Annotated in this window: 25 protein-coding genes; 16 read left to right on the forward strand and 9 right to left on the reverse strand. The window is 67.4% G+C overall.

From position 1 onward, the window contains the following. The first annotated feature begins 34 nt into the window (after nucleotides 1-34). On the forward strand, nucleotides 35-484 hold the full coding sequence (locus WH5701_RS12055) for a hypothetical protein (protein ID WP_006172694.1): 450 nt from the start codon (nucleotides 35-37) through the stop codon (nucleotides 482-484). Between the two features lie 116 nt (nucleotides 485-600). After that, entirely contained in the window at nucleotides 601-2,184 is a 1,584-nt protein-coding gene (locus WH5701_RS12060; RefSeq protein WP_037981374.1) for a radical SAM protein, read from the forward strand. On the opposite strand, the gene WH5701_RS12065 is transcribed toward WH5701_RS12060, so the two are convergent. Then, a complete protein-coding gene (locus tag WH5701_RS12065; RefSeq protein ID WP_006172696.1) occupies nucleotides 2,156-3,436 on the reverse strand; it encodes an O-antigen ligase in 1,281 nt (426 codons plus the stop codon). The two genes, WH5701_RS12060 and WH5701_RS12065, sit on opposite strands and share 29 nt — an antisense overlap. Next, nucleotides 3,433-4,287 (reverse strand): formyltetrahydrofolate deformylase, encoded by an 855-nt coding sequence (gene purU, locus WH5701_RS12070; protein ID WP_006172697.1) that lies wholly within the window; start codon nucleotides 4,285-4,287, stop codon nucleotides 3,433-3,435. The genes WH5701_RS12065 and purU overlap by 4 nt, the downstream gene beginning before the upstream one ends. 116 nt (nucleotides 4,288-4,403) lie before the next feature. Here purU and psbQ point away from each other — a divergent pair, with 116 nt between their 5' ends. The 3 genes from psbQ (at nucleotide 4,404) to pstS (ending at nucleotide 7,094) form a co-directional block, all read left to right on the forward strand. Then, a complete protein-coding gene (psbQ, locus tag WH5701_RS12075; RefSeq protein ID WP_037981376.1) occupies nucleotides 4,404-4,901 on the forward strand; it encodes a photosystem II protein PsbQ in 498 nt (165 codons plus the stop codon). Between the two features lie 44 nt (nucleotides 4,902-4,945). Continuing rightward, on the forward strand, nucleotides 4,946-6,016 hold the full coding sequence (locus WH5701_RS12080; RefSeq protein ID WP_006172699.1) for an FAD-binding oxidoreductase: 1,071 nt from the start codon (nucleotides 4,946-4,948) through the stop codon (nucleotides 6,014-6,016). A 67-nt stretch (nucleotides 6,017-6,083) separates the two neighbouring features. Beyond that, nucleotides 6,084-7,094: a phosphate ABC transporter substrate-binding protein PstS gene (gene pstS, locus WH5701_RS12085; protein ID WP_006172700.1), complete on the forward strand. Its 1,011-nt coding sequence runs from the start codon at nucleotides 6,084-6,086 to the stop codon at nucleotides 7,092-7,094. 152 nt (nucleotides 7,095-7,246) lie between these two features. Here pstS and dnaK read toward each other — a convergent pair whose 3' ends face one another. Beyond that, nucleotides 7,247-9,166: a molecular chaperone DnaK gene (gene dnaK / locus WH5701_RS12090; RefSeq protein ID WP_006172701.1), complete on the reverse strand. Its 1,920-nt coding sequence runs from the start codon at nucleotides 9,164-9,166 to the stop codon at nucleotides 7,247-7,249. 154 nt (nucleotides 9,167-9,320) lie between these two features. Here dnaK and WH5701_RS12095 point away from each other — a divergent pair, with 154 nt between their 5' ends. From WH5701_RS12095 to WH5701_RS15830, 4 genes are all read left to right on the forward strand, one after another. After that, nucleotides 9,321-10,259 carry a shikimate dehydrogenase gene (locus WH5701_RS12095; protein WP_006172702.1) on the forward strand — a complete coding sequence of 313 codons (939 nt, stop codon included), beginning with the start codon at nucleotides 9,321-9,323 and terminating at the stop codon, nucleotides 10,257-10,259. Between the two features lie 62 nt (nucleotides 10,260-10,321). After that, nucleotides 10,322-10,789, forward strand: coding sequence for a Tic20 family protein (locus WH5701_RS12100; protein ID WP_006172703.1), 468 nt, complete (start codon nucleotides 10,322-10,324; stop codon nucleotides 10,787-10,789). 117 nt (nucleotides 10,790-10,906) lie between these two features. Further along, nucleotides 10,907-11,260, forward strand: a complete 354-nt coding sequence (gene rpsF, locus WH5701_RS12105) for a 30S ribosomal protein S6 (protein WP_006172704.1) — start codon at nucleotides 10,907-10,909, stop codon at nucleotides 11,258-11,260. A 68-nt stretch (nucleotides 11,261-11,328) separates the two neighbouring features. Continuing rightward, nucleotides 11,329-11,787 carry a hypothetical protein gene (locus WH5701_RS15830; protein WP_156776744.1) on the forward strand — a complete coding sequence of 153 codons (459 nt, stop codon included), beginning with the start codon at nucleotides 11,329-11,331 and terminating at the stop codon, nucleotides 11,785-11,787. A 26-nt stretch (nucleotides 11,788-11,813) separates the two neighbouring features. Here WH5701_RS15830 and WH5701_RS12115 read toward each other — a convergent pair whose 3' ends face one another. Both WH5701_RS12115 and WH5701_RS12120 read right to left on the reverse strand, forming a co-directional pair. Beyond that, complete coding sequence (locus WH5701_RS12115; RefSeq protein WP_006172706.1) at nucleotides 11,814-13,037, reverse strand: argininosuccinate synthase; 1,224 nt, start codon at nucleotides 13,035-13,037, stop codon at nucleotides 11,814-11,816. Between the two features lie 4 nt (nucleotides 13,038-13,041). Next, nucleotides 13,042-13,305, reverse strand: coding sequence for a hypothetical protein (locus tag WH5701_RS12120; RefSeq protein ID WP_006172707.1), 264 nt, complete (start codon nucleotides 13,303-13,305; stop codon nucleotides 13,042-13,044). A gap of 71 nt (nucleotides 13,306-13,376) precedes the next feature. On the opposite strand from WH5701_RS12120, the gene WH5701_RS12125 reads away from it, so the two are divergent. The 3 genes from WH5701_RS12125 (at nucleotide 13,377) to WH5701_RS12135 (ending at nucleotide 15,083) form a co-directional block, all read left to right on the forward strand. Further along, nucleotides 13,377-13,628 carry a DUF3134 domain-containing protein gene (locus WH5701_RS12125; protein WP_006172708.1) on the forward strand — a complete coding sequence of 84 codons (252 nt, stop codon included), beginning with the start codon at nucleotides 13,377-13,379 and terminating at the stop codon, nucleotides 13,626-13,628. 74 nt (nucleotides 13,629-13,702) lie between these two features. Continuing rightward, complete coding sequence (gene mraY / locus WH5701_RS12130) at nucleotides 13,703-14,788, forward strand: phospho-N-acetylmuramoyl-pentapeptide-transferase (protein WP_006172709.1); 1,086 nt, start codon at nucleotides 13,703-13,705, stop codon at nucleotides 14,786-14,788. 52 nt (nucleotides 14,789-14,840) lie between these two features. After that, entirely contained in the window at nucleotides 14,841-15,083 is a 243-nt protein-coding gene (locus tag WH5701_RS12135; RefSeq protein ID WP_037981382.1) for a hypothetical protein, read from the forward strand. An 18-nt stretch (nucleotides 15,084-15,101) separates the two neighbouring features. On the opposite strand, the gene WH5701_RS12140 is transcribed toward WH5701_RS12135, so the two are convergent. Further along, the gene (locus WH5701_RS12140; protein ID WP_006172711.1) at nucleotides 15,102-15,263 is read right to left on the reverse strand and encodes a hypothetical protein; all 162 of its coding nucleotides are present in this window, start codon (nucleotides 15,261-15,263) and stop codon (nucleotides 15,102-15,104) included. Nucleotides 15,264-15,336: 73 nt separating this feature from the next. On the opposite strand from WH5701_RS12140, the gene purT reads away from it, so the two are divergent. Continuing rightward, complete coding sequence (gene purT, locus WH5701_RS12145; protein ID WP_006172712.1) at nucleotides 15,337-16,524, forward strand: formate-dependent phosphoribosylglycinamide formyltransferase; 1,188 nt, start codon at nucleotides 15,337-15,339, stop codon at nucleotides 16,522-16,524. A 62-nt stretch (nucleotides 16,525-16,586) separates the two neighbouring features. Further along, complete coding sequence (locus tag WH5701_RS12150) at nucleotides 16,587-17,621, forward strand: LCP family protein (RefSeq protein WP_006172713.1); 1,035 nt, start codon at nucleotides 16,587-16,589, stop codon at nucleotides 17,619-17,621. A gap of 16 nt (nucleotides 17,622-17,637) precedes the next feature. Here the strand turns inward: WH5701_RS12150 and WH5701_RS12155 are convergent, their stop codons facing one another. From WH5701_RS12155 to recN, 3 genes are all read right to left on the reverse strand, one after another. Beyond that, nucleotides 17,638-19,188 carry an alpha/beta fold hydrolase gene (locus WH5701_RS12155; protein ID WP_006172714.1) on the reverse strand — a complete coding sequence of 517 codons (1,551 nt, stop codon included), beginning with the start codon at nucleotides 19,186-19,188 and terminating at the stop codon, nucleotides 17,638-17,640. Nucleotides 19,189-19,246: 58 nt separating this feature from the next. Then, a complete protein-coding gene (gene uvrA / locus WH5701_RS12160; protein ID WP_006172715.1) occupies nucleotides 19,247-22,201 on the reverse strand; it encodes an excinuclease ABC subunit UvrA in 2,955 nt (984 codons plus the stop codon). Between the two features lie 110 nt (nucleotides 22,202-22,311). Then, nucleotides 22,312-24,000, reverse strand: coding sequence for a DNA repair protein RecN (gene recN / locus WH5701_RS12165; protein WP_006172717.1), 1,689 nt, complete (start codon nucleotides 23,998-24,000; stop codon nucleotides 22,312-22,314). A gap of 76 nt (nucleotides 24,001-24,076) precedes the next feature. On the opposite strand from recN, the gene WH5701_RS12170 reads away from it, so the two are divergent. Next, entirely contained in the window at nucleotides 24,077-26,035 is a 1,959-nt protein-coding gene (locus WH5701_RS12170) for an AarF/ABC1/UbiB kinase family protein (protein WP_006172718.1), read from the forward strand. A 27-nt stretch (nucleotides 26,036-26,062) separates the two neighbouring features. Beyond that, nucleotides 26,063-26,722, forward strand: a complete 660-nt coding sequence (locus WH5701_RS12175; protein ID WP_006172719.1) for an alpha/beta hydrolase — start codon at nucleotides 26,063-26,065, stop codon at nucleotides 26,720-26,722. Nucleotides 26,723-26,725 lie beyond the last annotated feature (3 nt).

The raw sequence follows: 26,725 nt of genomic DNA on the forward strand, positions 1-26,725 counted from the left end.
GCTGCATACCTTGAGGACCGTCTGCTCCTCCACCATGAACACCACACGTCTCTGGACCCGCTCCGCCTGGAGTGGGGTGATCCTGGCCTCGCTGCTGCTCACCAGCTGCCAAGGCCCGAAGGACGGCATGAAGCAGGCTGGTGACGGCATGGGGGATGCGGCCAAGCAGGCGGCCGGTGATGCCGCCAGAACCGCCGTGACCCCGGCCCTCGCTCCCCTGATGGACATCCTCAACAAAGGCGAACGCCAGATCAAGGCGGGCGACATGCAGGCCGCCATGGTCACCATGGGCGGGTTTGAGGGGGTCTTCAAGAAGGTGGGGCCCCTGATCCAACCCCTGGCGGGCGACAAGTGGCCCGCCATCGAGGCCGCAGCCCAACAGGTGATCAGCACCTTCGGCGGCGCCACTCCCCCCACCGCCGAGAGCGGCAGTGGAGCCATCACCGGCCTGATGGGCCTGCTGAACGGGCTCAAGACCCCCTGAGCAACGGCCAGTCCCCAGGGGTGACAGCCTGGGGTCACTGCACCGATGACCTTTCCCTGGACCAGGAGACCCTGCTGTTCGAGCCTGCCCAACCGGCCGCCCATGCGCTGCGCACCGTGCTGGCCTTCCCCAGCACCTACTCAGTGGGCATCACCAGCCTCGGTTTTCAGGTGGTCTGGGCAACCCTGGCGCGGCGGTCCGACCTGGACGTGCGACGTCTGTTCACCGACCGGGGCGACCCCCCCCACCGGCACTGCGACCTGTTCGGGCTCTCGCTCAGCTGGGAACTGGATGGGCCGGTGCTGCTGGACCTGCTGGAGCAGCAGCGCATTCCGCTCTGGAGCCAGCAGCGGGGTGAAGACGATCCGATCGTCTTCGGGGGCGGGCCGGTGCTCACCGCCAACCCCGAGCCCCTGGCCCCCTTCTTCGACGCCATCCTGCTGGGCGACGGCGAACAGCTGTTGCCCGACTTCGTGGAGGAGGTGATCGCCCAGCGGCAGGCTCCGAGAGCCGAGCGGCTGCGCGCCCTGGCCCGGGTGCCGGGTGTGTACGTGCCAGCGCTCTACGCCCCCCGCTACAGCTCCGATGGCCGGCTGTTAGGCGTCGAGCCAACAGAGGCGGGCGTCCCGGCGACCGTGGCCAAGCAGACCTGGCGAGGAAACACCCTCAGCCACTCCATGGTGATCACCCCCGAGGCGGCCTGGCCCTCGATCCACATGGTCGAGGTGGTGCGCAGCTGCCCCGAACTCTGCCGCTTCTGCCTGGCCAGCTACCTCACCCTGCCCTTTCGAACCCCGTCGCTGGACGACGGCCTGATTCCCGCTGTGGAAGCGGGTCTGGGGGCCACCCGCCGGCTGGGATTGCTGGGGGCCTCGGTGACCCAGCACCCCCAGTTCGACGACCTGCTGAGCTGGCTCGACCAGGACCGCTTCGAGGACACCCGGGTGAGCGTCAGCTCGGTGCGGGCCGCCACGGTGACCCCCCAACTGGCCCGGATCCTGGCCAAGCGGGGCAGCAAATCGCTCACGATCGCGATTGAAAGCGGCAGCCAGCGCATGCGCGAGGTGGTGAACAAGAAGCTCAGCAGCGAGGAGATCTTCGCGGCCGCCCGCTATGCAAAGGAGGGGGGCCTCACGGGCCTGAAGCTCTACGGCATGGTGGGATTACCCACAGAGTGCGACGAGGACATCGAAGCCACCGCCGATCTGCTGCTGGCGCTGAAGAAGGCCACCCCCGGCCTGCGCCTGAGCCTGGGGGTGAGCAGCTTCGTGCCCAAGGCCCATACACCGTTCCAGTGGGAACCGGTGCGGCCCGAGGCGGAGAAGCGCCTGAAGAGGCTGGCCAAGAGGCTCAAGCCGAAGGGGATCGAGCTGCGGCCCGAGAGCTACGGCTGGAGCGTGATCCAGGCCCTGCTCTCCCGCAGCGACCGGCGCCTGGCCGCCGTGATCATCGCCGTGCGCGGCCGCCACGACAGCCAGGGCGGCTGGAAGGCCGCCTACCGCAGCGTCTGCGAGCAGGAGGAGGGGAGCCTGCCGCCACTTCCTTCGTGGCAGGACACGACTCATGGCGTCTGGGACCCGGAGCGGGTGCTGCCCTGGGAGCACCTGGAGGGACCCCTGCCCAAGACCACCCTGGCCCGTCACCGCCAGGAGGCCCTGGCGGTCGCCGGGGTCAGGCCCGCCTGCGCGGCTCCGGGCTGAGGGAATAGGCGCGCAGCCCGCAGAGCAGCACCCAGCCGGCGATGTTGATGCGGCTGTCGTAGAGGGGGATGTCGGTGGCGTGGAGCGCCATCAGCACCAGGAAGGCTGCCCACCAGGCCCGCTCGAACAAAGCGCCGCTGGCCATGCCGCGGCGGGCCGCCTGAATCTGCAGCGCCAGGACCAGTCCCACCAGCAACACCGCCACCAGAACTCCATGGCTGACCGCCAGGTCGATCGGCAGGTTGTGGGGATGACCATGCCAGATGCCGGCTGTGCGCAGGGGGTAGATCACACTGAAGGCGGCGGCGCCCCAACCGAGCCAGGGACGTTCCGCCACCAGCTGCACGGCCACCCCCCACTGGTTGACCCGGGTGATGGCCAGGGGCCGGCGACCGGCGAACTCCAGATCGCTCAGCCGCTCCCAGATCACACCGGGAACCAGGGCCCTGGCCGGGGCCTGCAGCACCAGCGGCACTCCCGGCAGGCTGGCCAGGCCCACGGGAATCAACAGAAGCAACAGGAGGGGAAGCAACCAGATCCAGCGGGCCGGGCCCGCCACCAAGGGGAGCGCCAGCACCAGGGCCCCCCAGGCGTTGCGGGAGTCGGTGAGGGCCATAGCGGCCACAAGGCCCACGGTGATCAGCAACGCCGGCAGGCGCTTCCGCCACGGCTGAGGTCGCTGCAGCAGGGCCGCCAGGGCAAAGGGCCAGGCCAGGGCCAGCCAGGCTCCGGCGATGTTGGCGTAGTCGAACAGACCGGCGAGGCGCCCGGGAGGGTTACCACCGGCTTTGAGGTGCCAGATGATCGCTCCCCCCAGGATCTGGAACGGCCCGCTCCAGCCCCAGAACAGTTGCCCCAGGCCGGTGACGATCACAGGCACGGTGCCGGCCACCAGCCAGAGGGCCACCCGGCGGCGGGCCGGGGCCGAGGCGAGGTAGGGCTGAAACCCCCAGAACGCCCAGAAGAAGGGCAGCCAGTTGGCCAGACCCACCCAGGCCAGCCAGCCGCTGGAGGCGGTGAAACAGCCCAGCACCATCAGGACCGACACCAGCAGCAGCACCTGGTTGACCCGATCCCGCCACCAGGGCAGGCGCTGGCGGCAGCCAAGGATCAGGGCCACCAGCAGGAGCATTCCGGCCAGCAGGGCCGAACTGGCCAGTAGCAGCAAGCCCAGCTGAAAACATCGCCAACCCAGGGGCAAGGCACCCTCGGGCCTGGCCGCATCAAGGCGCCGCAGCCACTCCTGCCTCACGAGAACACGGCAGTGCGACCCCGGTAGACCATCACCTGGCGGCGCAGGTGCAGGCGCAGGGCCCGGGCCAGGGCCAGCCGCTCCATGTCCCGCCCCTTGCGGATCAGGTCGTCCACTTCGTCCCGGTGGCTGACGGGCACGGTGGCCTGCTCGATGATCGGTCCGCCGTCGAGATCCTCGGTCACATAGTGGGCCGTGGCCCCGATCAGCTTCACGCCCCGCTCCCAGGCCCGGTGATAGGGCTGAGCCCCCTTGAAGGCCGGCAGGAAGGAATGGTGAATGTTGATCACCGCCGGAAAGCGGGCCAGGAAATCGGGGCTGAGCACCTGCATGTACTTGGCGAGCACCACCAGCTCGATGCCGTGGTCGTCGAGCAGCTGCAACTGCGCCCCCTCAGCTTCCTGCTTCGAGGCGGGCAGCACCGGCAGATGAACGAAGTGTGCGCCGAAATCCTCGGCCAGGGCCTGGAGATCGGGGTGATTGGAGATCACCAGCGGCACCTGCATCGGCAACTCCCCGGCCCGGGTTCGCCAGAGCAGATCCACCAGGCAGTGATCCTGCTTGCTCACGAAGATCGCCACCCGCGCTGCGGCGTCGGAGAAGTGCAGCTGGCCCACGCCACCGAGCCGCTCCGCCAGGGCCGTCACCGCCGGCGCCACCGCCTCCCGCGGCAGTCCGAAACCCTCCAGCTGCCACTCGATCCGGCTGAGAAACAGCCCGGCGCCGGCGTCGGTGTGGTGATCGGCATGGCGGATGTTGCCGCCGTTGGCCGCCACCCAGCCGGAGAGCGCACTGACCAGACCGGGACGGTCGGGGCAGATCACCTGCAGAATCGCTGTGGGCACGCTCATCGGCACCGGGGCCTGTCTCGAAGGGCATTGTGCCCGGCACTCCCCAGGCCAGTCGCCAGCAGGGCAGACGGCCATGCTGGTGCGGCGTACAGTCGCGCCAGACTTCGGTGTTCACCATGGCCGCTCAGCTGGCTTCCACCCTTCGTCATTCGCTGAGGCGGCTGGCCCTTGGGGCACTCGCCGTCTTGCTCAGCTTCGGATTGGTGGCCTGCGATGGCGGCCAGGCCAAGAAACCCCCGAGCATCGGCCCCGCCGACATGGCGATCATCCAGCGGCAGGCCGAGGGATTCCTTGCCGCCAAGGACCGTCTGCCCGAGCTGGCGTCACTGGTGAACGAGAAGAACTGGGTGTTCACCCGCAACCTGATTCACGGCCCGATGCAGGAAGTGGGTCGCGAAATGCTTTACATCAACCAGCGCCTCCTTCCCGCCGACCGCGCCAGGGCCACGGCCCTGGCCAAACAGCTCAAGAGCGCCCTCGCCGAGCTCGATGAGGCCGCCCGCCTCCAGGACGGAGAACGGCTGCGCAAGGGTTACATCAAAGTGGCCAGCGGTTTCGGCTCTTACGCCGAGGTGCTCCCCGCTGCCGCCCTGCCCAGCGGCTCTGCAGCCTGAGCCCCGGCCAGGCGGCAACGAAGACTCTGGCCGTTCCCAGCTCAGTGGTTGTCATCGGCGGCGGCATCGTCGCCCTGGCGACGGCCTGGCTGCTGCAGTGCCGCGGCCATCGGGTGCGGCTGATCGCCCCGGACGCCGACGGGCCGCATCCGCAGGAGTCCCGCAGCGGCAGTGCCGCGGCCCTGGGGGTGCTGATGGCCCAGGTGTTCCAGCGCAGCAGGGGCCGCGCCTGGCGCCTGCGCCAGACCTCCCTGAGCCTCTGGACTCAATGGCGCCAGGAGCTGAGCGGGCGTGGCTGCCCCATCCCCTTCCAGGCGGGCTTGCTGCTGTTGGCCAGGGACACCGGCGACACCGAGCGGCTGCGGCAGCTGCTGGAGGAACGCCAGGCCCTCGGCCTGCCTCTGAGCTGGTGGGAGCCTTCGCGGCTGCAGGACCTGGGTCTGGGTGATGCCGAGAGCAGCCTGGGCGGCCTCCATTCCGCCCAGGACGGACAGCTGGATCCCCTGGCCGCCATGGACGCCTTTCGCCGTGATGGCCTGCAGCAGGGCCTGGAGCTGGTCAGCGACCTGGTGGTGGGGCTGGAGCGGCAGCCGACAGGCTGGAGAGTGCACGGCCTCTCAGCAGCGCAGGCCATGGAGGCCGAGTGGGTGGTGGTCGCAGCAGGCCTGGCCAGCGAGGGGCTGCTGGCACCCCTGGGGCACCAGCGACCGCACCAGCCTGTACTGGGCCAGTGCCTGGAGCTGGCGACCTCCGTGCCGATCCGCTGGCCCTGCCCTGTGGTGTGGCAGGGCCTCAACCTGGTGCCCCGACCCGGCGGGGGGCTCTGGCTGGGGGCGACCCTGGAGCCGGGGGATCACGCCGACCCACAGTTGCTGGAGCCGATGCGGCAGCTGGCCGGCGAGGCCCCTGGCTGCGGCTGGCTGAGGGAGGCGGAAGTGATCCGCCGCTTGCAGGGACTGCGTGCCAGGCCCATCGGCCGACCAGCCCCGCTGCTGGAGCATCTGGAGCCAGGACTGCTGCTGCTGTGCGGTCACTATCGCAACGGTGTCCTGCTGGCGCCGGCCTCAGCCCAGTGGGCCGTGGAGCAGATCGAAAGTTCCCTTACCTGTCGTTAACGTATTCGGGGAGTTGGCTGGATAGCGTCGCCGGGTGACTGCAGGCCCGAAGCGTTCTCTCCCCACCATGAAACAAAGCCAGCCCAATTCCCTCGCCACGATCGGGACTGCCCTGGGGCTCGGGCTCAGCCTGGCCCTCTCCGCCTGCGGGGGAGGCAGCGGCGGCGGCGGCGGTCTCACCGGCAGCCTCAATGGAGCCGGAGCCTCCTTCCCGGCCTCGATCTATCAGCGCTGGTTCCAGGATCTGGCCAGCGAGGGCATCAACGTCAACTACCAGTCGGTGGGATCAGGGGCTGGTGTGCGTCAGTTCGTCGCGGGCACCATTGATTTCGGCGCCTCCGACGCCCCGATGAAGGACAAGGACATCGCCAAGGTCGAGCGGGGAGTGGTTCAGGTCCCGATGACGGCGGGAGCCATCGCCGTGGCCTACAACCTGCCGGGTTGTGATCTCAAGCTCAGCCAGGAACAGGTGGTTGGAGTGTTCCTCGGCAAGATCAAGAACTACAAGGATCTGGGCTGCGCCGACAAGCCGATCACCATCGTGCACCGCTCCGATGGATCCGGCACCACCTACAACTTCACCAACAGCCTGGCGGCCTTCAGCGACGAGTGGAAAAACGGACCTGGGGCGGCCAAGTCGGTGGCCTGGCCCACCGGTGTGGGTGCCAAAGGAAATGAAGGCATTGCCGCCACCTTGAAGCAGACACCCGGCGGCATCGGCTACGTGGAAACCGCCTACGTGCAAGGGGAACTGCAGGCGGCGGCCGTGCAGAACAAGACCGGTGAGATGCTCAAACCGACGAACGAAACCGCCAGTGCCGCCCTGGGCTCGATCGACATCGGTCCGGATCTGGTGGGCAGCGATCCCAATCCAGCCGCCGGCTACCCGATCGTGACCTTCACCTGGATCCTGCTCTACAAGAGCGGCAACGGTGACAAGACCGCGCTGCTTCAGAAGGTGTTCGAGCACACCCTCTCGGCCAAGGCCCAGTCGCTGGCCCCCGAACTGGGCTACGTGAGCCTGCCCCCCGAAGTGGTGACCCGGGCCAAGGAAGCCGTGGCCAGCATCGGCAAGTAATCCGCGCCAGTTGAACGCTCCGGGACCTGAAACCGATCCCGGAGCAGCAAAAAGCCCTCTTTGCACTGCAAAGAGGGCTTTCCTGGTTGAGGCCAAGATCAACGATCGAGCCGGGCAGCGTCAGCGGCCACCCAGCCACGATCACGGGTCGATCACTTGCTCTCGGTGAACTCGGCGTCGATCACATCATCGGCACTGGGGCCTGAGGACGACGTGGCGCCGGCAGCACCATTGCCGCCGGGTTCTCCAGCGCTGGCACCGGCTTCAGCGCCGGCCTGCTGGTAGACGGAGGCGCCCACTTCATAGAGCTCTTTCTGGAGCTCCTCGAGTCGGGTCTTCATGGCCTCGTAGTCCTCCTTGTCGAGAGCCTCCTGGAGCTGCTGGCGCTTCTCCTCCATCTTGGTTTTCACCTCAGCGCTCACCTTGTCGCCCAGGTCGGTGACCTGCTTCTCCGACTGGTAGAGGAGAGTTTCGGCCTGGTTCTTCAGGTCGATGCGCTCGCGCTTCTCCTTGTCGGCCGCCGAGTTGGTCTCGGCATCCTTCACCATCTTCTCCACCTCGGTCTCACTGAGGGTGGAAGCCCCGGTGATCGAGATGCTCTGCTCCTTGCCGCTGCCCTTGTCCTTGGCGGTGACGCTGAGGATGCCGTTGGCGTCGATGTCGAAGGTGACCTCGATCTGGGGGACGCCGCGGGGCGACGGCGGGATGCCGTCGAGGCGGAAGGTGCCGAGACTCTTGTTGTCGGAGGCAAGTTCGCGCTCACCCTGAAGCACGTGGATCTCGACGTTGGTCTGTCCATCCACCGCGGTGGAGTACACCTCGGCTTTCTTGGTGGGGATGGTGGTGTTGCGGGTGATCATCTTGGTCATCACGCCACCCAGGGTTTCGACGCCCAGCGACAGCGGGGTGACATCGAGGAGAAGGATGTCCTTCACCTCACCGGCCAGCACGCCGCCCTGGATCGCGGCACCCACGGCCACCACCTCATCGGGGTTCACCGTCTGGTTGGGCTCCTTGCCGGTGACCCGCTTGACCAGCTCGAGCACGGCGGGGATGCGGGTGGAACCACCCACCATCACCACTTCATCAAGCTCTGACGAGGAGAGCTTGGCGTCCTTGAGCGCCTGCTCCACCGGCACGCGACAGCGGTCGATCAGCTTGGAGGCCAGCTCCTCGAATTTCGCCCGGGTGAGGGTGAGATCGAGGTGCTTGGGACCCTCGGGAGTGGCCGTGATGAACGGCAGGTTGATCTCGCTCTGGGTGGCACTGGAGAGCTCGATCTTGGCCTTCTCGGCCGCCTCGGTCAGGCGTTGCAGGGCCTGCTTGTCCTGGCGCAGATCGATGCCCTCATTGGCCTTGAAGCTGGCGGCCAGATGATCGACGATCACCTTGTCGAAGTCGTCGCCGCCCAGGTGGGTGTCGCCACTGGTGGAGAGCACCTCGAAGACGCCATCGCCCACCTCGAGCACCGAGACGTCGAACGTGCCGCCGCCCAGGTCGAAGACCAGGATGCGCTCGTTGCTCTTGCGATCCAGGCCGTAGGCCAGGGCCGCCGCCGTGGGCTCGTTGATGATGCGCAGCACCTCGAGGCCGGCGATCTTGCCGGCATCCTTGGTGGCCTGACGCTGGGAGTCGTTGAAGTAGGCCGGCACCGTGATCACCGCCTGGGTGACGGTTTCACCGAGGTACTTGCCGGCGTCGTCGGCCAGCTTGCGCAGCACCTGGGCGCTCACCTCTTCAGGGGCGAACTGCTTGTTCAGCACCGGGCACTTCACCTTCACATTGGCGCCCGCCTTCTCGACGCCATAGCTCACTTCCTTCGATTCTTCGTTCACCTCATCGACCCGGCGGCCGATGAACCGCTTCACCGAGTAGAAGGTGTTCTCAGGGTTCATCACCGCCTGGCGCTTGGCGATCTGGCCCACCAGCTGATCCTGGTTCTTGGTGTAGGCCACCACTGATGGTGTGGTCCGGAACCCTTCTGCGTTGGCGATCACAGTGGGCTTGCCGCCCTCCATCACCGCCACGCAGCTGTTCGTCGTGCCCAGGTCAATGCCGACAACCTTGCCCATGGGTTCTCACCTCCTCTGAATTGAATGTTCTGTCCCATGCATCTTCAGCAGTGGGGGCCACCGCAGGCGAGGTGTGGTTTCCGAACAGTGGGCGGGCGGGCGGCGGCCAGACCCGTACATTTCGCTGCCGGCATCGCCCCAGACCCCAGCCGCCATGCCCCCTGAGATCTCCGCCCACACCTCGCTCGTGGCCGTTCTCGGCGATCCGATTCGCCATTCTCTTTCTCCGGCCATGCACAACGCCGCCCTCCGGCAGTTGGGCCTCGACTGGGTCTATCTGGCCCTGCCGGTGCAGGCCAATGATCTGGCGGTGGTGGTGAGGGCGCTGGAGGCCATCGACTGCCGCGGGCTGAACGTGACGCTGCCCCACAAGCGGGCGGTGGCGGAGCTGGCGGCGGAGCTCACCCCCCTGGCCCGGCGGGTCGGGGCCGTGAACACCCTGGTGCGGCGCGAGGGCGGCGGCTGGCTGGGCACCAACACCGACGTGGAGGGCTTCCTGGCGCCGCTGCGTGGCATCGCCAACGCGGAAGGGGTTTCGGTGCCGGACCTGGCGGGGGGGCGGGCCCTGGTGCTGGGCTGCGGCGGCAGTGCCCGGGCTGTGGTGGCGGCACTGGTGGAGCTGGGACTGGAGCGCATTCAGCTGGCCGGGCGGCGGCCCGATGCCCTGGCGGCGTTTCAGGCGGAGTGCGGGTCCTGGGCAGCGCAGCTGAGTGGGGTGGCCTGGCCGGCAGCGGCCGGTGAGCGCGGCGATCTGATCAAGGCGCTGGCTGAGGCCGATCTGGTGGTCAACACCACCCCGGTGGGCATGGGAGCCAGCTCCAGCGCCTGCCCTCTGGATGCGGCTGAGCTCGACGCTCTGCGTGCGGGCAGCCTGATCTACGACCTGATCTACACTCCCCGGCCAAGCCGCCTGCTGCAGGAGGGCCGTCAGCGGGGCTGCGGTGTGCTCGATGGCCTGGAGATGCTGGTGCAGCAAGGGGCCGCCGCCCTGCGGCTCTGGCTCGGTGAGCCAGAGCGAGGCCACTCCGAGCCCATGCCGCTGCCGCTGGCGGCGATGCGCCAGGCCGCCCTCGATCAGCTGGGCAACGCCTGACACCGGCCCACGTGAGCTCTCCCCCTAGCCTGGGCGGAGTGCAGCCACCCAGTCCCGCATCCATGGAAGGCCCCCCGCTCTGGCAACGGCTCCTGGCCGTACTGGCCTATCTGCTGCCCTGGAGTGATGGGGTGCCTTTCGGTGAGGCCCTGTTCAGCCTGGTGCCGGCCCTGCAGTGGCTGGTGCTGCCGGCCCTGCCGCTGATGGCCCTGCAGCAGCAGATTCCCTTCGGGGGCTTTCTGCTCTTCCTGGTGCTGTTTTTGGCGGTGGTGCGCAATGCCCGGGTGCCCTACTTCATTCGCTTCAACGTGCTGCAGGCGATCCTGATCGACATCGTGCTGATCCTGCTGTCGCTGGCCTTCAGCGTTCTGCTGCGCCCGCTGGGGGGAGGCTTTGCTTTGCGCACCCTCAGCAACACCGTGTTTCTGGGCACCCTGCTGCTGGTGGTGTTCTCGGTGGTGCAGAGCATCCGTGGCCGTGAACCCGACATCCCCACGGTCTCGGAAGCGGTGCGGATGCAGCTCTATTGACGTCACTGGCGGGAGCGTGGGGAGAGGGAGAAGACCGGCAGGTAGGCTGATTGATCCGTTGCTGGCAGCGCTCTGCCGCCGGCCTCCCACGAGCCCATCACGGAGCCTCAGCCCCCCATGTCGCAGAAGCCTTACTACGAAACCATGTACATCCTTCGTCCGGACATCCCGGAGGAAGAGGTGGAAACCCATGTGGCCAAGTACCGCGATCTGCTCACCGAAGCAGGCGCTGAAGTGCTCGATTGCCAGATGCGCGGCAAGCGCCGCCTGGCCTACACGATCGCCAAGCACCGCGAAGGCATTTACGTTCAGCTCAACCACGACGGTGACGGCCAGCAGGTGGCCCTGCTCGAACGCGCCATGCGCCTCAGCGAGGACGTGATCCGCTACCTCACCGTCAAGCAGGACGGTCCACTGCCCACCCCCCGCAGTGCTCCTGCGGCAGCCGAGCCGGTGGCAGCCGAGAGCTGAGCCAGCACGGATCGACGGATCCCGCCCAATCTGGGGATGATGGGTCAGCCCTCATCCCTGGCGAGCTCATGGCTACAGACCTCCCCAGGCCAGGAAACACGCCGGTGCCGATTCCGGCCGAACTGCGCAGCCCAGAGCCGGAGTCGCAGAAACCGGAAGACCGGCTGAGAAGCGCCCTGAGGGAGACAAATCTTGAGTTGGAGGCCACCAAGGCCCAGCTGTTGACCTGCCAGCAGGACCTTGACCGGGCGCGACGCCAACTGGCCGATCTCGAGGAGCTGATCAGGGATCTGCCCCAGATCTTCGAGCGAAAATTTCATCAGCGCCTGCAACCCCTGCTCGATCAGCAGCAGCTGCTGGCCCAGGACAATCAGGCCCTCAGGGAGCAGGCCAGGCGCCTGCTCCCTCCGGCACCACCACCTCCCCCGCCCGACCCCGAGAGCGAGCGCAGGCCAGCCTCAGAGTCAAGCCAGCAGGAAGCACTGGCGCCATTACGGGCCCTGCGACAGCGTTGGCTTAGGCGTTAAGTCTCCTCGCCTGGCGGCTAGCTGCCTCAAGCCTGACGCCGACTGGCCGCCCAGAGGCGCGTGGGCATCCCCCACACATAGATGAATCCCTTGGCGGCCCGGTGATCGAAGCGATCGTCACTGCCATAGGTGGCCATGGCGGGCACATACAAGCTGTCGCTGCTGCTGGCACGACCGATCACCACCGCATTGCCCTTGTGCAGGCGCAGACGCACCACGCCGTTGACCGTGGCCTGGGTGCAATCCAGGAAACCATCAAGGGCCTGCTTGAGTGGACCGAACCAGAGACCCTGATAGACGAGATCAGCCCAGCTGGATTCGATCTGGCGCTTGTAACGCACCACGTCAGCAGCCAGGGTGAGGCTCTCCAGCTCCTGGTGGGCACGGATCAGCAGCAGCAGGCCTGGCGTTTCATAGATCTCTCTTGACTTGATCCCCACCACCCTGTTCTCGATGATGTCGAGGCGGCCGAAGCCATGGAGGCCAGCAAGCTCATTCGCGCGGCGGATCACACCGACCGGATCGAGGCTGACGCCATCAATCGCCACCGGATTGCCCTGCTCGAAGCTGATCTCCACCACCTGGGGCTCATCCGGGGTGTCGCGGATCGAGCGGGTCATGGCAAACACCTCTTCGGGAGGCTCCACCATCGGATCCTCCAGCGGACCCGCCTCGATGCTGCGGCCCAGCAGGTTCAGATCGATCGAATAGGGATTCTTCTTGCTCACCGGCGCCGGGATGCCGCAGCGCTCGCCGTAGGCAATCGTTTCCTCACGGCTCATGGCCCATTCCCTCGCCGGGGTGAGCACCTTCAGATCGGGAGCCAGGGCACCGATCGCCACATCGAAACGCACCTGATCATTGCCTTTGCCCGTGCAGCCATGGGCAACGGCATCGGCGCCCTGCTCCCGCGCCACCTCCACCAACCGGCGGGCGATCAGGGGACGGGCCAGGGCTGTGGAGAGGGGATAGCGCCCCTCGTAGAGAGCATTGGCGCGGATGGCGGGGAACGCGAACTCGCGGATGAAGGGATCGATCAGATCCCCCACGATCGACTGGCTGGCGCCGGAGTCGAGCGCCTTCTGGCGGATCGGCTCCAACTCGTCGCCCTGGCCGAGATCGGCGGCGAAGGTGATCACCTCCTCCACGCCCCATTCCTGCTTGAGGTAGGGAATGCAGACACTGGTATCCACCCCGCCGGAGTAGGCGAGCACCACCCGCTTTGCCCTGGCGCCCTGCTCCTGTGCCATCCCCTCAGTCCTGTACGTGCGAGCTGTTGCAGGATTGTCCCTCGTCACCGTCACCGGAGCGGCCCGCGGCTGCGGCCGGCACCCGGTCCCAGCGGCTGGCGATCCAGGCCCCCATCAGCAGCGGTGGGATCAGCACCAGAGCCCACACCTTCCAGGGCACCACGGCCAGGGGTTCGGGCCAGCGCTGGCCGGCCGACACCAGCAGGGCACTGATCAACAGAGCCAGGCTCCAGCCCAGGAGCAGCGAACGGAGTTTGCTGTCGGCCAAGGGGATGGTTCGAGGTGCTGGCTTATGGTGGTCGATCGGCGTCCAACGGTTGCACGCTTCACAGGCTTTCCATGAGCACCCTCGACAGCATCAACCCCTCCCTCACCCGCTACCGGCGGGATGAGCCGGCGCCGGTGCTGCCCTTGCGGGATGAGCCCGACCTGCTCAGCTGGCTGGAGAGCAGTGGCCGCCTGGTGGCCGATGAGGAAACCGCCGCTCCGGATGTGAGCACGGTGGAAGAAGAGGAGCTCTCGGCTCTGATGGGCGAGAAGGAGGAGTACAACCAGGCCGATGAGCAGTCGGATGAGAACTGGGAAGATTGAGATCCTGACCTAAGGTCCGGCCGCATCGCCACAGCGCCACGGCGGCGCCCGGAGTCTTGGCCCGAACAAACCCAGTGCCGGCCCCAGGGGCCACCGCAGCCCCAGTCGATGGTCGGCTCAGTGCCCTGGGACTGACCCTGGGCCTGCTGATTGTCTGCGTGCTCTGCGACGGCCTCAGCGGCGCTCCCCAGCTCACACCGCCCCTGCTGGTGGCCGCCCTGGTGAGCTGGGCGCTCTGCCACTGGGGGGTGCCCCGACTGAGGGCCCTGAAACTCGGCCAGGTGATCAGGGAGGAAGGCCCCCAGGGCCACCACGGCAAGGCCGGAACGCCCACCATGGGCGGCCTGCTGGCGGTGCCGGCAGGGGTGATCGTGGGGGGACTGGTCTCCCCCGGCGATGACCGGCTGCTGGCGGTGGCGGCAATCACCCTGGCCTACCTGGCCATCGGCGGCATCGACGACTGGCGCAGCCTCACCCGCCAGACCAACACTGGCCTGACCCCCCGGGGCAAACTGCTGCTTCAGGCCCTGGCGGCGGCTCTGTTCCTGGCCTGGGCCCAGCGGAACCTCTGGATCCACCCCGATGTCTCCCTGGCCCTGGGCTGGGTGCTGCCCCTCGGTCTGCTGATCCTGCCCCTGGGGTTGTTCGTGTTCCTGGCGGAGAGCAACGCCACCAACCTCACCGACGGCCTCGATGGCCTGGCGGCCGGCTGCGGCGCCATCGTCTTCACCGGCTTCGGCGCCCAGCTGATGTTGCGGGGGTCCCTGGGGGATCCGGCCATGGCCGGCTTCTGCGCCGCCATGGCCGGGGCCTGGCTGGGGTTCCTGGCCCACAACCGCCACCCGGCCCGGGTGTTCATGGGCGACACCGGCTCGCTGGCCATGGGGGCGGCCCTGAGCGCGGTGGCCCTGCTCAGCGACAGCCTCTGGCCGCTGCTGCTGATGGGAGGCGTGTTCCTGGCGGAATCGCTCTCGGTGATCCTGCAGGTGTGGGTGTTCAAGGCCACCAAGGGGCCCGATGGCCAGGGCCGCCGCCTGTTCCGCATGGCACCGCTGCATCACCATTTCGAACTGGGGGGCCTGCCCGAGCTGACGGTGGTGGTGCGCTTCTGGGGGGCGAGCGCGCTGCTGGTGCTGCTGGGATTGCTGCTGTTGCCCTGAGCGGATCGGCAGCAGCAGACTTGAGAGGTGAATGAAGAAACGGGAGTCTGAAGTGGCCTACTTCACCTGGAAGGAACAGGGTCTGACCGCCGACTGCGCCAGCCTCGAGGCCATGGCGGCCCGCTTCGAGGAGGCGGCGGCCCTGATGCGGCGCATGGCCGCTGAGGGGTTCAGCCTGGAGCGGCACAGCGACGGGCAGCACATCACCCATCCCGATGCGGGTGTGTTCGAGGCCTACGGGTTCATCAGCGAGGAGCCGCCGGTGCGCCAGCTGGATCTGATCCCGGGGGCCTGAGCGGTTCCCGGCGGGGCCTCAGCGGCGCAGGTAACCCACCACCCACACGGCCACGAACCCCAGCGAGGAGAGCACCAGATAGATCAGGGCCCACTTCTGGAACGTGGCGATGTCCTGGCCGAACACCAGGCCGGCATCGGCATCACCGGCGGTGGAGAAGGCGAACAGCAGGCTCAGCAAGGTGGTCGGGCGCGGATGCCTTCTCTAGCAGGCTTTGCCGGGGGCGAAGATCGGGAAAGATCTCCACAAGCCCATGGCCGCAGCCCCCTTCCCGCGAACCCTGATGCTGCTGGGCAGCGGTGAACTGGGTAAGGAGGTGGCCATCGCCGCCCAGCGGCTGGGGTGCCGGGTCATCGCCGTCGACCGTTATCCCAGTGCGCCGGCGATGCAGGTGGCCGATCAGGCGGAGGTGATCGCCATGACCGACCCGGAGGCCCTCAAGGCAGTCGTGAGGCGCCACCGCCCCGATCTGGTCATCCCGGAAATCGAGGCCCTGGCCGTGGATGCCCTGGCCGCAATCGAAGCGGAAGGGATCACGGTGATTCCCACCGCCCGTGCCACGGCCGTGACCATGAACCGCGACCGGATCCGGGATCTGGCTGCCGGCACGCTCGGCCTGCGTACGGCCCGCTTCGCCTACGCCGAGAGTGCCGAGGAGCTGGCGACGGCCGCGGCTCCCCTGGGCTGGCCCGTGGTGGTGAAGCCGGTGATGAGCTCCTCCGGCAAGGGCCAGAGCGTGGTGCGATCAGAGGACGGCCTGGTCGCCGCCTGGCAGGCGGCCCTGGATGGGGCCCGGGGTGCCGGCGCCCGGGTGATCGTGGAGGAGTTCCTGTCCTTCGAGCTGGAGATCACCCTGCTCACGGTCAGGCCCTGGTCGGGCCCCACCCTCTTCTGCCCGCCGATCGGCCATGTGCAGGAGCGCGGCGACTACCAATGCAGCTGGCAGCCGGCCGCGCTCGGCGAAGCGCAGCTGGCGGCCGCCCAGGCCATGGCCCTGGCCGTCACCGACGAACTGGGGGGCGCCGGGCTGTTCGGGGTGGAGTTCTTCCTCTGCGGCGAACCAGGCCGGGAGGAGGTGGTCTTCTCCGAGCTCTCCCCCCGCCCCCACGACACTGGCCTCGTCACCCTGATGGGGCAGAACCTGAGCGAATTCGAGCTGCACCTGCGGGCGGTGCTGGGCCTGCCGATCCCCGCGATCCGCTCCAGCTCAGCCGCCGCCAGCCGGGTGATCCTGGCGGATCAGACCCTCGACGCCGTGGCTTACACCGGCGTGGCCGAAGCCCTGGCAGAGCCAGACACTCAGGTGCTGCTCTTCGGCAAACCCAACGCCCGCCCCAATCGCCGCATGGGGGTGGCCCTGGCCGCCGGGGCGGACGTGGCCGAAGCACGGGCACGGGCTGATCGTGCCGCCGGAAAGATCACAGTGGTCGCGGCAAGCTGAGCAGCGCTGCCCCCTGGCCTTCAGCCGTTTTCGGTTTTATGGTGCGCCGGTCAGGATTCCCCATGGCCCAGGCCCAGCGTCGCCCCAACCGTCCAGCCGCCGGCAAGGTCGACGCTGCCAATCAGGCTGAGCGAGCGGCCGCCACGGTGATTGCCCTCAGCCGTCGCCAGGGGCGCGGCGAGACCAAACCCAAGCCCATGGGTTGGCTCAGGCGTGCCCTGCGCCCGGCCATCCTGTTGGCCTTCGCCAGCGGCATCGGCCTGGGCTATGGCCTGGCAGGCCCATTGCCACGGCTGATCGGTCCCGTCCTGGCGGCACTGAACCACACGGCACCAACTCTCGGCAAGCTGGTGCCGGCGCTCCCCGTCGACCAGCACCGCATCTTGATCCTGGGCTCCGACCAGATCAGCGGCAGCACCGACGTGATGGTGGTCGTCGACATCCACGACGGCACCACCAAGCTCACCCAGGTGCCTCGGGACACGTTCATCGAATCCAGTCGCTTCGGTGTGCTCAAGGCCAACGCCCTTTACGCCTCCGGTGGGGTGGAGGCAGTCAAGGAGGAGCTCACCACCTTGCTCTCCACCCCGGTCGACCGTTATCTGCTAGTGAATCTGGATGCGGTGCAGAACCTTGCCGAAGCCCTGGGGGGTGTCGAGGTGGATGTGCCCAAGCGGATGTACTACACCGACAGCCGCCAGGGTCTCTACATCGATCTCTACCCAGGCCCGCAGTTACTCAAGGGCAAGGACCTCGAGGGGTTCCTGCGCTTCCGCAACGACGAGCTGGGCGACATTGGCCGGATGGAACGCCAGCAACTGGTGATCCGGGAGGTGTTCCGCAAACTGGCCCAGCCCAGTGTCGTGACACGCCTGCCGGAGCTGCTTCGGATCGCCGGCAACGACATCAGCACCGATCTCTCTCCCCTGGAGCTAGGGAACCTGATCAGCAAGCTGGGCAACACCAGGCTCAGCACCGATCGGCTGGCGGGCCGTCTGTACTGGCACGACGATCTGAGCTACTGGATGCCGGATCTGAACACCGAGCACGCCGCGTCCCTGGAGCCGGAAACCGGCGAAGCGGAATCCAGCCCCTGAACCTTCAGTGTCCGGGTCAGGGAGACCCCAGCTGAGCCGGGGTGATCTCCACCAAGGCCATACCGGCGTCACCCCAGCCATTGGCGGGCAGCAGGTCGGGAGCCCCCGGGCCGGGTTGAGCAGCGGCACCGGCGGCGAAGCCGCCGTTGGTCCAGGCCAGAAGCAACCCTCGAAGAGCACCCCCGCCCTCCGCCAGGGTGGAGCCCAGGTTGAAGTGATCGCCACCACGGACCAGCACGAGGCGATGGCCACCCCCGCCACGGCTGGCCTCTCGGCGCATGGGCCGGATCGCTTCCGGATCCGGTGGCACCACCCAGTCGCGGGTGCCGCTCACCAGCAAGACGCGGGCGTTCATGCCCTGTCCCGCTCCGGTGTCGAACAGCAGCGACATCGGCGGACTCACCGCCACACCCACCTTGACGCGGGGATCGGCCAGGGCCGCCTGATCAGCGGTACCGAGGAAGCTGCACTGCAGCACCCAGCTGAGGTTGCGCTCCGGGTCCAGCACCTCGTCGCAGCGAGTCTGGAGCTGGCTGTCGCTGGGCCTGGCTCCCGCCAGCTGCAGCACGGTGGTGGCCCCCCACGACTGACCGAGCACGGCCACGAACTTGGTGTTCAACGTCGTGGGCAAGCCGGCAAGGCCCGCGGCGGCCCCATCGATCACGGCCGAGACATCCAGGGGCCGCAGACGCAGCTCATCCGCCCCCGGAGGAGGGACCTTGCCGGAGAGCATGGCCTGCTGCTGACCCTGATCACTGCCCGGGTGGTAGGGCAACAGCACCGTGTAGCCGTGGCTGGCCAGATGGCTGGCCCAGCCCTCGAAGCTCTCCGGTGCGTCCCAGAGCCCATGGGAGATCACCACCAGTCGGCCGCTCGCCCCTCTGGTGGGGCTGATCTGTACCACCTGCAGCGGCTTTGGCCGGTGGGGGGCCGGCAGGGTGATCAGCTTCCGTTCCACCGTGAGAGGTCCGGGCTGGCTGAGGGCCGGATCGACACTCGCCGGAGTTCGCCCGGCCATCAGTCGATCGGCTGGTTGCTGCTGACTGGCCAGCCGCCGGACCACGAACAGGGCCCGGCTCAGGTCCACCGAGGCGGTGGTGCCCGGGAGGGCCTTCATCACGCTCAGCATGGTCAGAGGGCCCTGGGCCGCCGCCTTGTCCAGCACCCTGGAGAGATCTTTTCCCTCGAGGTGGGCAGGCAGACCGTCGATGCCCCCCAGGGCGGAGACCAGGAGCAGCGCCTGGTTGAGCATGGGCGACCCTTCGGCTTCGTTCACCACCGCCGGCACCTGCAGCGGCAGCGGGGCATTGAACAGGCCCACAAGCTTGCGACCGATGAGCCCGTTGGTGGCCTGGTCCAGTTCAGCCAGATCACTGCTGCCGGCGAGCAGCCGATCGGGATGGCTGAGCTCCTCCAGCTTGACGCTGAAGCTTGTCTCAAGCAACGGCAAGCGCAGCTCCACCTGCTCCAGTGCCCTGGCAGGAGTCTGCAGGAACGGCACCGAGATCAACAGCCCGGCGAAGGTGAGCAGCAGAGGAGCAGCCGGAGCGGAACGAAGCGCGCGCAAGTGTGGCACCCGAGGATCTCCATGATCTCTCCTCAGCGCCTGTGTGTGCTCCGGTCCGTCAGGACACGATGGCCAGAGGTGGATGCTGGGCGAGCACCTGCTTGAGATACCGGCCCGTGTGACTGGTGGGGTGCTCCGCCACCTGCTCCGGAGTGCCGGCCACCACGATTTCACCCCCCTTGTTGCCCCCTTCCGGTCCCAGGTCGATCAGCCAGTCGGCACAGCGGATCACATCGAGGTTGTGCTCGATCACCACGATCGAATTGCCCTTGTCCACTAGGCGCTGCATCACGTCCATGAGCTTGTGCACGTCGTAGAAGCTCAGGCCCGTGGTGGGTTCATCGATCAGATAGAGGGTCTTGCCGGTGGCGCGTTTGGAGAGTTCGGTGGCCAGCTTCACGCGCTGGGCCTCACCGCCGGAGAGGGTGGGGGCTGGCTGCCCGAGCTTGATGTAGCCCAGACCCACGTCCACCAGAGTGCGCAGACGATCTGCAGCCTGGGGGATGGCGCTGAAGACGTCTGCAGCCTGCTCCACCGTCATCTGCAGGACATCGGCGATGGTGAAGCCCTTGTAGGCCACCTGCAGGGTTTCGCGGTTGTAGCGAGCTCCCTTGCAGACGTCGCACTGCACATAGACATCAGGGAGGAAGTTCATCTCGATCACATTCACTCCCTGACCGCTGCAGGCCTCGCACCGGCCTCCCTTCACGTTGAAGCTGAACTGACCCACCTGATAGCCGCGGGCCTTGGCCTCCACGGTGGCGGCGAACACCTGGCGGATCGGATCAAAGGCGCCGGTGTAAGTGGCCGGGTTGGAGCGGGGGGTACGGCCGATCGGGCTCTGGTCGATCACGATCACCTTGTCGACCGACTGGATGCCGCGCAGCTCGTCAAGGCCGGAGGGGAAGGGAACCCGCAGGCCGAGCTTGTGCTCGAGAGCTGGATGCAACAGCTCATTGATCAGGGTGCTCTTGCCGCTGCCGCTCACCCCGGTGACGGCCACGAGCCGGCCGAGGGGGATGTCGACATCGAGACCCTGGAGGTTGTTGCGGCGGCAGTTGACCAGGGTGAGCTTGCGGCTGCCGGCCGAACGCCGCTCAGCCGGGGTGGGGATGGAGCGGCGGCCACTGAGGTAGGCGCCGGTGAGCGACTCCTCGGCCTCGAGCAGGTTCTGGAGGGACCCCTCCGCCACGATGTGCCCGCCGTGCACGCCAGCACCGGGTCCGATGTCGACGAGATGATCCGCAGCCCTGATCGTGTCCTCGTCGTGCTCCACAACGATCAGGGTGTTACCAAGATCCCTCAGCTTGAAGAGGGTGTTGAGCAGCCGATCGTTGTCGCGCTGGTGCAGGCCGATGCTGGGCTCATCGAGCACGTAGAGCACCCCGGTGAGACCCGCCCCGATCTGGGTGGCCAGGCGGATGCGCTGGGCCTCTCCACCGGAGAGGGTCATGGCCGGCCGATCGAGGCTGAGGTAATCAAGGCCCACATCCAGCAGGAACTTGAGGCGCATGCGGATCTCCCGCAGCACCAGGTCACCGATCTGGATCTGACGCGGTGTGAGCAGGGGCTTGGCACCCTGGGCCACCCCCATCAAGGCCTCAATCCGCTCGAGGGTTTCAGCCACGCTCACGGCGGTGAGTTCATGGATGGCGTAGGGCCCCACCCGCACCGCCAGGGCCTCGGGCCTCAGACGCAGCCCATGGCAGGTGCCGCAGGGCACCATCTCCAGGTACTGCTCCAGCTTCTGACGCACCGACTCGCCGCTGGCGTCACGCAACTGACGCTCCAGGATCGGCAGGATCCCCTCGAACGGTCGCTGGTACACCTGGCTCTTGCGGTAGCGGCTGTCGGCCTGGATGGCGATCGGCTCCTCGCTGCCATGGAGCACCACCTGGCGCTGCTCATCGCTGAGCTGGTTCCAGGGGGTCTTGATCTCGAAGCCGAAGGCCTCACCCACGCTGTAGAGCAGGGAGAAGTAATAGCTGTTGTCCTTGTCACTCCAGGGAGCGATCGCCGCGTAGACCGGCAAGGAAGGATCGGGCACCACCCGCTCCAGGGTGAACCGGCGCAGATGGCCGATGCCGTGGCAGTCGGCGCAGGCGCCATAGGGGCTGTTGAAGGAGAACAGCCGGGGCGAGAGCTCCTCCATCACGGCCCCGTGCACGGGACAGGCGAAATTCTCGGAGTAGAGCCGTTCCCGCTCAACGCCCTCAGGCAGCTCCTCGCCGGTCTTGGGCACCACCTCCACCAGGGCCAGGCCATCGCCCCGCTTGAGGCAGGTTCGCAGGGAATCGGTGAGCCGCTCGGTGATGCCCTCGCGGGCCACCAGCCGGTCCACCACCACTTCGATGTTGTGGGCGTGGTTCTTGTCGAGTTCGATGTTGTCGGAGAGCTCTCTCACCTCACCATTGATGCGAACCCGGGCAAAGCCCTCGGCCACCAGACCGGAGAGCAGCTTGGTGTGGGTACCCTTCTTGCCCCGCACCACGGGCGCCAGCAACTGGTAGCGGGTGCCCTCCGGCAGGGTGGCGATCCGATCGACCATCTCGTCGATGCTCTCGGGCCGGATCGAGCGGTTGCACTGGGGGCAGTGGGGCTCACCGGCACGGCCGAACAGCAGGCGCAGGTAGTCCTGGATCTCGGTGACGGTGCCGACCGTGGAGCGGGGGTTGTGGCTGGTGGATTTCTGATCGATCGAGATCGCCGGGGAGAGCCCCTCGATGGCGTCGACGTCGGGCTTGTCCACCTGGCCAAGAAACTGACGCGCATAAGCGGAGAGGCTCTCCACGTAGCGGCGCTGACCCTCGGCGAAGATCGTGTCGAAGGCCAGGGAGCTCTTGCCGCTGCCGCTCACCCCGGTGAACACCACCAGCCGGTTGCGCGGCAGGGTGAGATCGACGTTGCGCAGGTTGTGCTGGCGTGCGCCACGCACCCGGATCACATCCTCGAGGCTGCCGCCACTGAGCATGGTGCTGGGATCAAGCCCAGGGGAGGCGGCCAGCTCGGACATGGCCTTGGGGCCGCCTCCATTCGTGGCGGAGCTCTTGGATCCGGAGACGGATCTGGCGCGGGGCATTCAGCAACCCTGACAGCCTGGAGTCTACGGGCTGCTCCTGCGGCTCAGGAGGCCCCCTGCTGCAGCAGGCTGGCCACATAGCTGCGGGTTTCACCGGAATCGCCTCCGGCGAGTTCGGCCAGTTCCCGCTCTCTCTCGCTGCTGTCTTGCAGGGCCGTCACCCCTGTACGGGTGCAGCCCGCCTCCACCTGCTTGCTCACGCGGAAGTGGTGCTGGGCCATGGCGGCCACCAGAGGCTGGTGAGTGACGCAGAACACCTGACGCTGCTCAGCGAGGCGGCGCAGCAGGGCGGCGATGGCCCCACTGACCCGGCCGCTGACGCCGCTGTCGATTTCATCAAACAGCAGGGTGACCTGGGGATCCGCCGCCGCCAGACAGGTTTTCAGGGCCAGCAGGAAGCGGCTCATCTCCCCGCCGCTGGCCACCTCCTGCAGGGGGGCCAATGGCTGACCAGGGTTGGCCGAGAACAGGAACCCAATCGCATCGGCCCCCTCATCACCGGCGGGGGAAGGCTCGATCGAGACCCCGAAGCGCACCTGAGCCAGACCCAGGGGCCGCAGGGTGTCCATCAATTGCCGCTCCAGAGCCGTGGCGGCGACACGGCGCCGCTCGCTGAGCTGTGCGCAGGCCTGCTCGCACCGGAGGCGGCTGCTCTCTTCCTGCTGCTCCAGTTGACGTAGCGAGGCCTCGACCCCGGTGGCATCAAATTGGCGTCGGAGGTCGTCGCGCAGGGCGATCAGGGCCCCCAGCTCCTGGCCGTGGCGCCGCTCCAGGGCCTTGAGCTGGGCCATCCGCTCCTGCAGTCCCGAAAGGGTTTCAGGATCGCTCTCCAGGCCAGCGCCATAACGATCCAGGCCAGAGGCCAGCTCCTGCAGCAGCTGGGCCGCCCCGGCGCAGCACTCCAGCCAGGGCTGCAGGCCCCCATCGAACCCCTGCAGATGCTGCAGCTCCTGCTCGATGGCGGCGAGGTGATCGAGCACCGACGGGGCGCCCTCCAGACCCTCCACCAGCCGTCCGCTCACCGTCGTCACCCCCTCCTGCAAGCGGACGGCGTGGGCCAGCCGATCCTGCTCCCCCTGCAGGCGCTGGCGCTCATGGGGGTCGTCGAGCTGAGCCGCCTCCAGATCCTCCAGCAGCTGCAGACGCCGTTGCCGGTCAAGCTGCTGGCGCTGCTGATCGGCCCTGGCTGTGTCCAGGGCCGCCGCCGCCGCTTTCCAGGCCCGCACGGCCGAGCGGGCCGCCAGCAGGGACTCGGCGATCGGCTCCCCACCGAAGCGATCCAGCCAGCGCCGCTGCTGGCCAGGACGCGCCAGCTGCTGGGTCTGCCCCTGAACGGTGAGCTCCAGCAGCAGGGGGCGCAGCTCCAGCAGCTGGGCGCGGTTGACGATCACCCCATTGATGCGGCAGCGGCTGCGGATGCGGTCCTCCTGCTGGCGCCACTCCCGGCTGATGATCAGATCGCAGTCCTCCGGTTCGAGTTCCTGCTCGATCAGCCAGGCCCGCACCGGCTCCGAGAAGGAGAAACCGGCTTCGATGCGCGCCCGCTCACAGCCTGGGCGCAGCAGCCGCAGACCCTCACCCCCCTGGGCACCGCCGAGCAGGGCATCGAGGGCATCGAGGAGGAGAGATTTACCCGCGCCGGTCTCCCCGGTGAGAACGGTGAACCCTGGCCTGAAACTGAGATCCAGAGCATCGATCAGGGCGATGTTCTCCAGACGCAGACCCGTGAGCACGCCGGCCTCCGGTGATTGCCCCGACCGTAGCGGCGGTCGCTTTCGTTTAGAAGAGAAACAGTCGAACTCCTCCCTGATGGTCCGCTCGGATCAGGCCACGATCACCGGGGACACGATCGCCGAACAAACCAGCAACGCCGAGGAACTCAGCGACTTCATCGAAGCCGCCGGTCTGCTGAGTTACGACCCGCAGACCATTTCGCGGATTTACTCCGGCCACCCCCAGCGCTTGCTGCGGCGTCTTTGGCAAACCATCGTGCCCATCAGCCTGTTCCTGATCGGCGTGGGCTTTGACAAATTTCTCGGGACGCTCAGCAACGAGGATCGGGCGCGGGCGCGGGCACGGGAGTGCGCCGAACTTCTGGCGGCCCTTGGGCCAGCCTTCATCAAAGCCGGCCAGGCCCTCTCCACCCGGCCAGACATCATCCCGCCGGTGCTGCTGGAGGAACTGGCACAGCTGCAGGATCAGCTGCCTGGCTTCGAGAGCTCCCTGGCGATGGCCTGCATCGAGGAAGACCTCGGCGCACCGGTGAACAGCCTGTTCCGGCAACTCGACCGGGAGCCGATCTCAGCAGCCTCCCTGGGCCAGGTGCACCGGGGGGTACTGCTCAGCGGCGAAGCCGTGGCGGTGAAGGTGCAGCGTCCAGGGCTGCGCGAGCAGATCACGCTCGATCTCTACATCGTGCGCCAGATCGCCGCCTGGCTGAACCAGAACGTGCGCCTGATCCGCAGCGACCTGGTGGCCCTGATCGATGAGCTCGGCAAACGGGTCTTCGAAGAGATGGACTATCTCAACGAAGCCAGCAACGCCGAACATTTCGCACGCCTGCATCAGCACAATCCCCGCATCGCCGTTCCGCGCATTTACCGCGAAGTCACCAGCCGCCGGGTCCTCACGATGGAGTGGATCGAGGGGGTGAAGCTCACCAACCTGGAGGCGGTGCGCGCCCTGGGCATCAACCCCGACGACATGGTGCAAATAGGGGTGAACTGCAGCCTGCAGCAATTGCTGGAGCATGGTTTTTTTCATGCGGATCCCCACCCCGGAAACCTGCTGGCTTTGCCCGATGGCCGGCTGGCCTATCTCGACTTCGGCATGATGAGCGAGGTGAGCCGCGAGTCGAGAACGGGTCTGATTCAGGCCGTGGTGCATCTGGTGAACCGAAATTTCACCTCCCTCTCGCGTGATTTCGTCAACCTGGGATTCCTCGGAGAGGAAGTGAATCTCGAACCGATCGTGCCGGCCTTCGAGAGTGTCTTCGGCCAGGCCCTGGAGATGGGTGTCAGCCGCATGGACTTCAAGGCCGTCACCGACGATCTCTCCGGGGTGATGTACAGGTTTCCGTTCCAGGTGCCGCCCTACTACGCCCTGATCATCCGCTCCCTGGTGACACTGGAGGGCATCGCGCTGAGCGTGGACCCCGACTTCAAGATCCTCGGCGCCGCCTACCCCTACTTCGCCCGACGGCTGATGGAGGACCCTGATCCGGCCCTGCGCAGCAGCCTGCGCGAGATGCTCTTCGATGGCGAAGAATTCCGCTGGCAGCGGCTGGAGAACCTGATCAGCAGTGCCTCCCTTCAGGACCAGCTGGATCTGGAGGGACTGCTCGATCAGGTGCTCGACTTTCTCTTCTCCCCCAAGGGCGGCCTGCTGCGCCAGCAGCTGGTGGATGCCCTGGTGGACAGGGTGGATGCGATCAGCTGGCAGGCCTTCCGCCGGCTGGGCAGCCGCCTGCCTCGCCGGCTGCAACCGCCCGGACTGCGCAGCCCCCGGCTCGAGAGCGGGGAGGAGGCACTGCTCAGCCTCGAGCCGGTGCAGCAACTGCTGACGATCCTGCGTCAGCTGCCCGGCTTCGAGCCCCAGTTGCTGCTGCTGCGGCTGCCCCGGCTGCTGGGAGAACCCGACCTGCGCCGCATGGGCGTCCAGCTGGCCCAGGGTCTGGCGGAGCGCAGCGTGGTGCGACTTCTGCGCGACGTCCTGGTGGCTCCCGAACTGAGCCAGAGCGCTGTTCTCAGCGCCACCGGCAGCTCTTAGGATTTTCCGACCACAAGGTTTCGGCTATTGAATCGTCCGCCCAAAATCCTGGCCGTCCTGCTGGGGCTTTCGCTGAGTGCAGCAACGCCAGGGCTGCAGGTGCAGGCCGCCGAACAGGTGGTGTTCGTGAGCGGAGCCTTCCGGCGTTCGATTCCGGTAGCCGACCTGGAGCACCTGGCCCAGACGGGTGAAGCCCGTGGGCTGCTGGGGGATGTGCTGCGCTTCGGAAGGCAGGATCCGGCCTCGGTGGCCAAGATGCTGAACCAACAACTCTCCCTGCCCCTGGTGCTCACCAGCCGGCTGCTCTCCACGCGGATCGGCGAAGCGCTGCTGCAGCGGCTGGCGGGAATCTTCTCTCCCCTGAGGGCGCCCCAGAAGGGGGTCCAGGCCATCCGTGGCGCCCTGATCACGGGCCTGGCCAACGGCAACGGCAACCTCAGCGCCACCGGGTTCCTCCAGGCCTACCCGGCCCAGGAGCTGGCAGTGAACATTCCGGCCCTGCTGGGGGTGATCAGCAAAGCAAGCTCGATTTCCGATCTTGTGCGCTTCTTCTCTGAATCCCCCCTCGACGGGCTGCGCGGCGATGGAGCCGCGAAACCCGGCAGCGGCGATCAGCCCAAGAGCGGCTCGATGATGGAAGCGAAGCCAGAGTCGTCCACAGCGGCACCACCGTCGACGGCCCCTTGAGGC

The organism is Synechococcus sp. WH 5701 (assembly GCF_000153045.1).
GTDB lineage: Bacteria > Cyanobacteriota > Cyanobacteriia > PCC-6307 > Cyanobiaceae > Regnicoccus_A > Regnicoccus_A antarcticus.

What these genes read in the sequence shown, in the direction of transcription:
- pstS (WP_006172700.1), top strand. Translation starts at nt 6,084, where the DNA reads ATGAAACAAAGCCAGCCCAATTCCCTCGCCACGATCGGGACTGCCCTG.
- WH5701_RS12125 (WP_006172708.1), top strand. Translation starts at nt 13,377, where the DNA reads ATGAGCACCCTCGACAGCATCAACCCCTCCCTCACCCGCTACCGGCGG.
- WH5701_RS12100 (WP_006172703.1), top strand. Translation starts at nt 10,322, where the DNA reads ATGGAAGGCCCCCCGCTCTGGCAACGGCTCCTGGCCGTACTGGCCTAT.
- WH5701_RS12115 (WP_006172706.1), bottom strand. Translation starts at nt 13,037, where the DNA reads ATGGCACAGGAGCAGGGCGCCAGGGCAAAGCGGGTGGTGCTCGCCTAC.
- WH5701_RS12150 (WP_006172713.1), top strand. Translation starts at nt 16,587, where the DNA reads ATGGCCCAGGCCCAGCGTCGCCCCAACCGTCCAGCCGCCGGCAAGGTC.
- WH5701_RS12095 (WP_006172702.1), top strand. Translation starts at nt 9,321, where the DNA reads ATGCCCCCTGAGATCTCCGCCCACACCTCGCTCGTGGCCGTTCTCGGC.
- purU (WP_006172697.1), bottom strand. Translation starts at nt 4,287, where the DNA reads ATGAGCGTGCCCACAGCGATTCTGCAGGTGATCTGCCCCGACCGTCCC.
- WH5701_RS15830 (WP_156776744.1), top strand. Translation starts at nt 11,329, where the DNA reads ATGGCTACAGACCTCCCCAGGCCAGGAAACACGCCGGTGCCGATTCCG.
- purT (WP_006172712.1), top strand. Translation starts at nt 15,337, where the DNA reads ATGGCCGCAGCCCCCTTCCCGCGAACCCTGATGCTGCTGGGCAGCGGT.
- rpsF (WP_006172704.1), top strand. Translation starts at nt 10,907, where the DNA reads ATGTCGCAGAAGCCTTACTACGAAACCATGTACATCCTTCGTCCGGAC.
- dnaK (WP_006172701.1), bottom strand. Translation starts at nt 9,166, where the DNA reads ATGGGCAAGGTTGTCGGCATTGACCTGGGCACGACGAACAGCTGCGTG.
- WH5701_RS12055 (WP_006172694.1), top strand. Translation starts at nt 35, where the DNA reads ATGAACACCACACGTCTCTGGACCCGCTCCGCCTGGAGTGGGGTGATC.
- uvrA (WP_006172715.1), bottom strand. Translation starts at nt 22,201, where the DNA reads ATGTCCGAGCTGGCCGCCTCCCCTGGGCTTGATCCCAGCACCATGCTC.
- WH5701_RS12170 (WP_006172718.1), top strand. Translation starts at nt 24,077, where the DNA reads ATGGTCCGCTCGGATCAGGCCACGATCACCGGGGACACGATCGCCGAA.
- psbQ (WP_037981376.1), top strand. Translation starts at nt 4,404, where the DNA reads ATGGCCGCTCAGCTGGCTTCCACCCTTCGTCATTCGCTGAGGCGGCTG.